The organism is Haliea sp., from assembly GCF_040221975.1.
Taxonomy (GTDB): Bacteria; Pseudomonadota; Gammaproteobacteria; order Pseudomonadales; family Halieaceae; genus Haliea.
The window spans coordinates 134,990-142,585 of the sequence record NZ_JAVJWR010000009.1 but is presented as its reverse complement, the minus strand read 5'-3'; the positions used below and the strand labels follow the sequence as shown (position 1 = coordinate 142,585).

Genomic DNA, 7,596 nt, shown 5'->3' with positions numbered 1-7,596 from the left:
CCGGCACAGGCGCTCTGAACGTTACCGAATTAGCCGCGCAGCCCACTAGACAGTTATCGGGGCCGGCCGCTGGCCGTGCCCCGCCTCTCCATTCAGCTCCCGCTCCCTCTCTCCAATCCCGCTCGCGCAAACCGCTCCGGACACCAGTCCAGCGGCACCTCCACATACCGCGCCAGCAGCTCTGGCAGCATGATTTCCAGTTCCGCCCGCAGCAGCAGTGGTTCCGCATCGCAGTCCCAACAGGCCCGCAGTTGCTCCGCGGTCAGGCGCCCGGCACAGCTGGTCGCGAGCGGGGCATAACTCAGGTGCCAGCGTTCAGGCGCCACCCCGCCGCGGTCCCTGTCATAGGGCCGGTAAAAGCCCTGCGAGCCCCCTTCCACCATGCGCGCATCCAGCCAGCAGTGCAGTGGACCAAAGGGGCCATCGTGCGCGACCTCCTGCGGGCTCAACTGCAGTGCATAATCTGCGGGCACTGCCGCTGCATCGTAGACATCCAGATCCGTGCCCCAGTGATGACGAGAAGTGCCCGGCAATGCCGAAAAGCGCAGGATGGCGCGGATGCGCTCGGCGACGGGCAGCGCCAGGATGGCAACCGGATTGCCGGCATCGTCGTGTACCGGACGCTCGCCTGCTGCCTTGCCATTCCAGATTGCGCGCTGGCGTTCATAGGAGCGGTAGCTGCTGGCAATCGCCAGCCGGAAACCGGCAGCCGCGGCGTCCTGCTGCAGGCGCGTGAATGCAGCCGCAGCCGCAGGCTGCAGGCGATGCCCGCCGGCGAGCGCCAGCAGATGACTGTCGTCGCGGCCGGTGAGCTGGCCGGGGGTCAGCACTGGCAGGCTCCGCCCGTCACGCCGGGTCCAGACTGAATGGCAGGGCCTGCTCCAGCACCAGTTCGGTCGGGGACAGCGCGGCGCGCCAGACCAGCACCTCGACCCCTGCGGCCTGTGCCGAAGCCAGCGCGTCGCGATAGGCCGGGTCGATCTCTCCCGCCGCGCTCACCCGGTTGATCCCGGCATGGAAAACGCAAAAGAACAGTACACTGCGCGTCCCTGCAGCCAGCACCGACTGCAGTTCCCGCAGATGCTTGCGTCCGCGCTCACTGACCGCGTCGGGGAACAGCCCCTGGCCGCCGTCGCCGCACAGGGTCACCGATTTCACCTCGACAAAGACCCGGCCCGCAGGCCCGGCCAGGAGCAGGTCGGCGCGGCTGTTGGCACCGTACTTCACCTCGCCACGCACGTCCGGATAATTGTCGAACCCGGGTATGCGCCCCGACTCAAAGGCCTCGCGCACTACCTTGTTGGCCAGGGCGGAATGGATACAGGCCAGGCCGCGGGAGGTCGCCACCAGCTCCCAGGTGTCGGCGTACTTGCGCTTCGGATCATCTGAGTGAGACAGCCAGACAGTGGCGCCCTCCTCGACACAACCGGTCATGGCACCGGTGTTGGGACAGTGGGCGGTGATCACCTCGCCACCGGGCAGCGCCACATCCGCCAGAAAGCGCTTGTAGCGCCGCAGCAGGCGACCCTCGCGCAGGTGCCTGAACTGCATCAGGACAACACCCGGGCCAGCCGCGTCACCGCTTCCTCCAGACGCTCCATGCCGGTGGCGTAGGAAAAGCGGATGTGCTCGTTGGCGCGCACGTGGCCAAAGTCGATACCTGGCGTAAGTGCCACGCCGTGCTCCTCCAGCAGGCGCCAGCAGAGCGCCTGGCTGTCGTCGGTGAAGCGGGATGCATCGGCGTAGATATAGAAAGCGCCGTCCGGCGGGCAGGGGATCTCCAGGCCCAGGCCCAGCAGCGCCGGCAGCAGAAAATCGCGCCGCTGGCGGAAGATGTCACGGCGCTGGTCGAGGATCTCGCGGGTAGCCGGTTCAAAACAGGCCAGGGCAGCGTGCTGGGCCATGGTGGACATGGAGATAAACAGGTTCTGGGCCAGCTTCTCGAGACCCGGGATTGCCGCCTCCGGCGCCACCAGCCAGCCCAGGCGCCAGCCGGTCATGCCGAAGTACTTGGAAAAGCTGTTGACCACGAACGCCTGCGGATCCACCTCCAGCACCGAGCGGGTGGGACCATCGTAGCCCAGGCCGTGGTAGATCTCGTCGACGATGAGGTTGCCGCCGCGGGCACGCACCGCAGCCGCCAGCGACGCCAGTTCCGGCAGGCTGAGAGAGGTCCCCGTCGGGTTGGCCGGCGAGGCCACCATCGCCCCCACCGTATTGGTGCGCCAGTGAGCGGCCACCAGCTCCCCGGTGAGCTGGTAGCGGGTGCTGGCGTCCACCGGTACCAGCTGGCCACGGCCTTCAACCAGGCGCATGAAATGACGATTGCAGGGATAGCCAGGATCTGTCAGCAGCATGCCGTCGCCCGGGTTCAGCAGCAGTGCGCTCAGCAACAGCAGGGCACCGGAGGCACCCGGCGTGACAAAGATGCGCGCCGGCGCAATATCCAGCCCGTACTCGGCCCTGTAGTGTTGCGACAGGGCCTCGCGCAGGGCCGGCAGGCCCGCCGCCTGGGAATAGTGGGTATGCCCCTCCGCCAGCGCCCTGCGACCAGCCTCCACAATCGGCGCTGCGGTGGAGAAGTCGGGAGCGCCCGCGGCCAGGTGCACGATATCCCGACCTGAGGCCGCCAGTTCAGTGGCCCGGTTCAGCACCTCGACGACGCGAAAGGGCTCAATATCCGCCACCCGGTCGGCGAGGCGCAATGCGCCCGGAGTGTCATGCATGGATCTCTCCCCACAGGATTGGTGCCCGCCATTCTAGCAACGCCCGGGCGCGCTTGTTAGCGCCCCCGGAAAGGGAAAACCGGCGCCTGAAACCAGCGTCGAATTTTGTGGCGAAGCCACGAGATATCTGGTAGTTTCTCCGCGCTCAGCCGCCGGAGCCCCGGCTCTGTGCACTCACTTCGGTGGGTTTTTCGTGTCACCCTATCCCTATGGGGCTACAGCCATGCCAAAAGCAGCAGAAGTAAACGCGCAAACCAAGACCCGCAGCGCGCCCACGCCATCTTCCAGCACCGACTTCAAGAACTTCGTGCCCTACAAGCCCAAGCGCGGCGAGGAGTACATGAGTGAAGGACAGCGGGAGCACTTCCGCAATATCCTGCGCCACTGGAAGGCAGAGTTGATGCAGGAAGTGGATCGCACTGTGACCCACATGAAGGACGAGGCTGCCAATTTTCCCGATCCGGCCGATCGCGCCACCCAGGAAGAGGAATTCAGCCTGGAACTGCGTACCCGCGACCGTGAGCGCAAGTTGATCAAGAAGATCGACGCCACCATTGAGCGCATCAACCAGGACGACTACGGTTTCTGCGACGCCTGCGGCGTTGATATCGGCATCAAGCGCCTGGAAGCCCGGCCCACCGCCACCCTGTGCATCGACTGCAAGACACTTGATGAGATCAAGGAAAAGCAGGAAAAGGGCTGAATCCCTGGGCGACCGGCGCTGAAGCCGTACGCCCGGACTGATGACCTCGACCCGACCAGCGGCCTACCGCGGGCGTTTTGCGCCCTCCCCCACCGGTCCACTTCACCTCGGCTCCCTGGTTGCCGCACTGGCGAGCTGGCTTGATGCCCGCAGCGCCGGCGGGGCCTGGCTACTGCGAATCGAGGATATCGACCCCCCCCGGGAACAACCCGGTGCCAGCGCCGCCATCATCCACAGCCTCGAACAACACGGCTTGCACCCGGATGGCGACATCCTCTGGCAGAGTCGGCGTGGCGCCGCCTACAACGCGGCACTGGACCTGCTGGAGGCAGGCGGCCACCTGTTCAGCTGCGCCTGCAGCCGACGCCAACTCGACGCCAGCGGCAGCTGCCAGCGCGGCTGCCGCGACCGGCAGCCTCCTGCCGCCGGCAAGCCCAGCGCCCTGCGCGTCGCGGTGCCGGCCGACTTTACCAGCGAGTGGGACGATCCCTGGCAGGGCCGGCAATACTGGGCTTTGGGGCAGCAGTTGACGGACTTCATCGTCCGCCGCAAGGACGGCCTCTACGCCTACCAGCTGGCGGTGGTGGTGGACGACGCGCACCAGCGGATAACCGATGTTGTGCGCGGCGCTGACCTGCTGGATTCGACACCGCGCCAGCACCTGCTGCAAACACTGCTGGGTTACCCGCAGCCGCGCTATGCCCATATCCCCGTGCTGGCGGACAGTCAGGGCCAGAAACTGAGCAAGCAGAACCTGGCGCCGGCTCTGGACGACGCTGCTGCCCCAGACAACCTGCGCCGCGCCCTGCACTATCTGGGACAGCCAGCGCCACCCGCCGGCGTCAACAGCGCCGCGGAACTGCTGGAATTCGCCCTGCGGCACTGGTCGCCCCACAGCCTCTCGCGGGGTCCGTCCGTGACCGTCGGGCACTGAGGCGCTTTACCCACCGTTGGTGCTTCAGTAGTATCCATGGCCACGGCGTCCGGGGGCACCCAGCATGTACATCAATCGGGCCCTGCTCCTGCTCATGGGGCTGGCCTTCATTTTCCTGCCTGCGATAGAACAGTGGCTGTGGGGGCCGGACGCGGACTGGTACCGCCCCTTCGTGCTCTGGCTCGCGGCCATTTTCGCGGCCTGGTGGAACCAGTTCCGCAGGTACCCGGATGAGCTTTAGTCTGCCGGAAATCATGCTGGCGATTGTCGCCTACCTGCTGGTGCTGTTCCTCGTCGCACATCTGGCCGAGCGCGGGATTCTCCCCCGCGCCGTCACCCATCACCCCGCCACCTATGTACTGTCGCTGGCGGTCATTGCCGGGGCCATGGCCAGCAATGCCATCTTCGAACTCGCCTACCGCTACGGCTATGGCTACCTGCTGTACTACGCCGGCGTGGTGCTCATGTTCCTGCTGGCAACCCTGCTGTTGCTGCCCCTGCTGCGCCTGTGCCGGGTCTACCAGCTGGCGTCGCTGGCGGATGTGCTGACCTTTCGCTTTCGCAGCCACCGGGTGGGGGCGGCGGTCACACTGGCCATGTGTCTGACCCTGATGCCGCTGCTGGCCCTGCAGATCCAGGCCGTGGCAGACAGCATTCACATCCTGGCCGGCGCCCCGGACCGGCTGATGCCGGCTGCGCAACGCCAGGATACGCTGGCCCTGATGTTCTGCGTCATCATCATCGTTTTTGCCATCCTCTTCGGCACCCGCAACCTGACCTCCGAGCGCCGCAATATCGGCCTGGTGACAGCGGTGGCATTCGAGTCCATGGTCAAGCTGACGGCCATGCTGGCGATGATGTGGATCGCGGTGGGCGAGGTCTTCGGCGGCTTTGCCGGTCTCGGCGCGTGGCTGGCAGCGGCCCCCACAGCGCGGGCCGTGATCGAGCAGCCGGTCGCGGGGGATGCGGCCCGGGTGCTGCTGCTGGTGTTTTTTGCCGGCGCCGTGTGCATGCCCCACATCTTCCACATGGCCTTCGCCGAGAACAAGGAGTCCCAAGACCTGCGCGCCGCCAGCTGGGGCCTGCCCCTGTACCTGTTGCTGCTGGCCCTGCCGGTACTGCCGCTGGCCTGGGCCGGCATGCGCCTGGAACACGACCTCCCGGCGGGCTATACCGGGCTCGCCATCGGCATTGGCCTGCAGTCCCCCGGCTTTGCCGCACTCGCCTTTGTCGCCGGCCTGTCTGCAGCCAGTACTGCCATTATTGTCGCCACTCTCGCCCTGGCCAACATGTGCCTGACTCACCTCATCCTGCCCCGGCAGCTGCTGCAGATTCGCACCGACCAGAGCCTCTACGACCAGCTCAAGTGGCTGCGGCGCGGCCTGATTACCCTGCTCATCGTTGCCGGCTACGGTTTTTTCATGGCGGTAAACGGCAAACAGAGCCTGGCCCAGCTCGGCCTGGTCGCCTTTGCCGGCACCCTGCAATTCCTGCCCGGCATTGTCGCCACGCCCTACTGGGCCGGCGCCAATCGCAAAGGCCTTGTCAGCGGCCTGGTCGGCGGCCTGTTGATCTGGTTCCTGCTGCTGCTCCTGCCGGCCCTGGGCATCACCCAGCCGGACTGGCTGGAGCTGGCAGCGAGCCACTGGTTTAGCGGCAGCGACAATGCCTGGGCCATGGCCAGCCTGACTGCACTGATGGTCAACCTGGCCCTGTTTGCAACCGTGTCGCTGCTGTCCAAGACCACCGAAGAGGAGCGAGTGGCGGCGGAAATCTGCTCCATGGATGTACTCAATCGTCCCTCCCGGCGCACCCTCACCGTACACAGCGCGGGTGAGTTCAGCGAGCGCCTGGCGGGGTCTCTGGGCGAGGCCACTGCCCGCTCGGAGGTCGCCAGGGCGCTGGAAGAACTGCAGTTTGACGAGAGCGAGATTCGCCCCTACGCTTTGCGCCGCCTGCGCAGCCGCATAGAGGCCAACCTCTCCGGGCTGCTGGGGCCGGCGGTTGCCTACAGTATCGTCAACCGCTGCATCCCCTTCGCCGCCAAACCGGGCGGCAGCACCGAAGACATCTTCCTGATTGAACGCCGCCTGGATGAGGCCGGCGGCCAGTTTACCGGCCTGGCGGCGGAGCTGGACAACCTGCGCCGACACTACCGGCAAACCCTGGACAACCTCCCTATCGGCGTCTGCTCGCTGGCGCCCGACGGCGAGCTGCTGCTGTGGAATCGCAGCATGCAGCGGATCACCGATATTCCCTCCTCCGCCGTGCTGGGCTCGGTGCTCGACTCCCTGCCCACACCCTGGCGCCAGATTATTGCCAATTTCCTCCGCGAGGACGCCGATACCATCCTCAAGCGAGAGGTCGCCCTGGGAGACGGCATATCGCGCTGGATCAGCCTGCACAAGGCCAGCGCCGGCGGTGACCCGGATGGCGACCAGATCGTGCTGGTGGAAGATATCTCCGATTATGAGCGGCTGGAGCAGGAGCTTCTGCACAGCGAACGCCTGGCCTCCATCGGCCGCCTTGCGGCGGGCGTGGCGCACGAGATTGGCAACCCCATCACTGGCATCGCCTGCCTGGCGCAAAACCTCGAGTATGTCGAGGATCCAGTCGAGGTGCAGGAAACCGCGCGCGATATCCTGAAACAGACCGGGCGCATCAGCCGGATCGTGGACTCGTTGGTGAATTTCTCCCATGTCGGCTCCGACGCCGGGGATACCCACCTGGAGCCCTGCAACCTCGCGGACTGTGTCGATGAGGCCATCCACCTGCTGCAGCTGGACCATCAGGCCAGGCCACTGCAGTTCCGCAACCACTGCCACCGGGAGCTGCTGGTACTGGCCGACGCCCAGCGCCTGCTGCAGGTCTTCGTCAACCTGCTGGGCAATGCCCGCGATGCCAGCGAACCCGGGGCCATGGTACAGATACGCGCCAGCAGCAGTGAGGGCAGGGCCAGCATCGAGGTGGAAGACGAGGGCAGCGGCATACCCGCGAACCTGCAGAGTCAGGTCTTTGAGCCTTTTTTCACTACCAAGGAACCGGGGGAAGGCACCGGGCTGGGGCTCGCCCTGGTCTACAGCATCATGGAAGACATGGGCGGCAGCGTTCTGATCCAGAGTCCGGTGGGGCCGCCGGAACGCCCGGGCACCCGGGTCATACTGCAACTGCCGCTGTGCAGCTACGCTGGCGAATTCCAGGTGTAACCCGGGGTGACAAATACAAGCTACTGT

General features: G+C 66.0%; 7 protein-coding genes. 4 read left to right on the top strand and 3 right to left on the bottom strand.

Annotated elements, in window-relative coordinates; all coding sequences use genetic code 11:
- Positions 1–92 precede the first annotated feature (92 nt).
- From RLO07_RS02975 to RLO07_RS02965, 3 genes are read right to left on the bottom strand one after another with little or no spacing between them, the layout of a single operon-like run.
- On the bottom strand, positions 93–830 hold the full coding sequence (locus tag RLO07_RS02975) for a M15 family metallopeptidase (protein ID WP_462290651.1): 738 nt from the start codon (positions 828–830) through the stop codon (positions 93–95).
- Positions 831–846: 16 nt separating this feature from the next.
- Positions 847–1,551, bottom strand: coding sequence for a DNA/RNA nuclease SfsA (gene sfsA, locus RLO07_RS02970; RefSeq protein WP_462290650.1), 705 nt, complete (start codon positions 1,549–1,551; stop codon positions 847–849).
- Positions 1,551–2,726 carry a pyridoxal phosphate-dependent aminotransferase gene (locus tag RLO07_RS02965; RefSeq protein ID WP_462290649.1) on the bottom strand — a complete coding sequence of 392 codons (1,176 nt, stop codon included), beginning with the start codon at positions 2,724–2,726 and terminating at the stop codon, positions 1,551–1,553. The genes sfsA and RLO07_RS02965 overlap by 1 nt, the downstream gene beginning before the upstream one ends.
- Before the next feature lie 223 nt (positions 2,727–2,949).
- On the opposite strand from RLO07_RS02965, the gene dksA reads away from it, so the two are divergent.
- From dksA to RLO07_RS02945, 4 genes are all read left to right on the top strand, one after another.
- Complete coding sequence (gene dksA, locus RLO07_RS02960; protein ID WP_462290648.1) at positions 2,950–3,429, top strand: RNA polymerase-binding protein DksA; 480 nt, start codon at positions 2,950–2,952, stop codon at positions 3,427–3,429.
- A 40-nt stretch (positions 3,430–3,469) separates the two neighbouring features.
- Complete coding sequence (gene gluQRS, locus RLO07_RS02955) at positions 3,470–4,363, top strand: tRNA glutamyl-Q(34) synthetase GluQRS (protein ID WP_462290647.1); 894 nt, start codon at positions 3,470–3,472, stop codon at positions 4,361–4,363.
- A gap of 64 nt (positions 4,364–4,427) precedes the next feature.
- Complete coding sequence (locus tag RLO07_RS02950; RefSeq protein WP_462290646.1) at positions 4,428–4,604, top strand: hypothetical protein; 177 nt, start codon at positions 4,428–4,430, stop codon at positions 4,602–4,604.
- On the top strand, positions 4,594–7,569 hold the full coding sequence (locus tag RLO07_RS02945; protein WP_462290645.1) for an ATP-binding protein: 2,976 nt from the start codon (positions 4,594–4,596) through the stop codon (positions 7,567–7,569). The genes RLO07_RS02950 and RLO07_RS02945 overlap by 11 nt, the downstream gene beginning before the upstream one ends.
- Positions 7,570–7,596 lie beyond the last annotated feature (27 nt).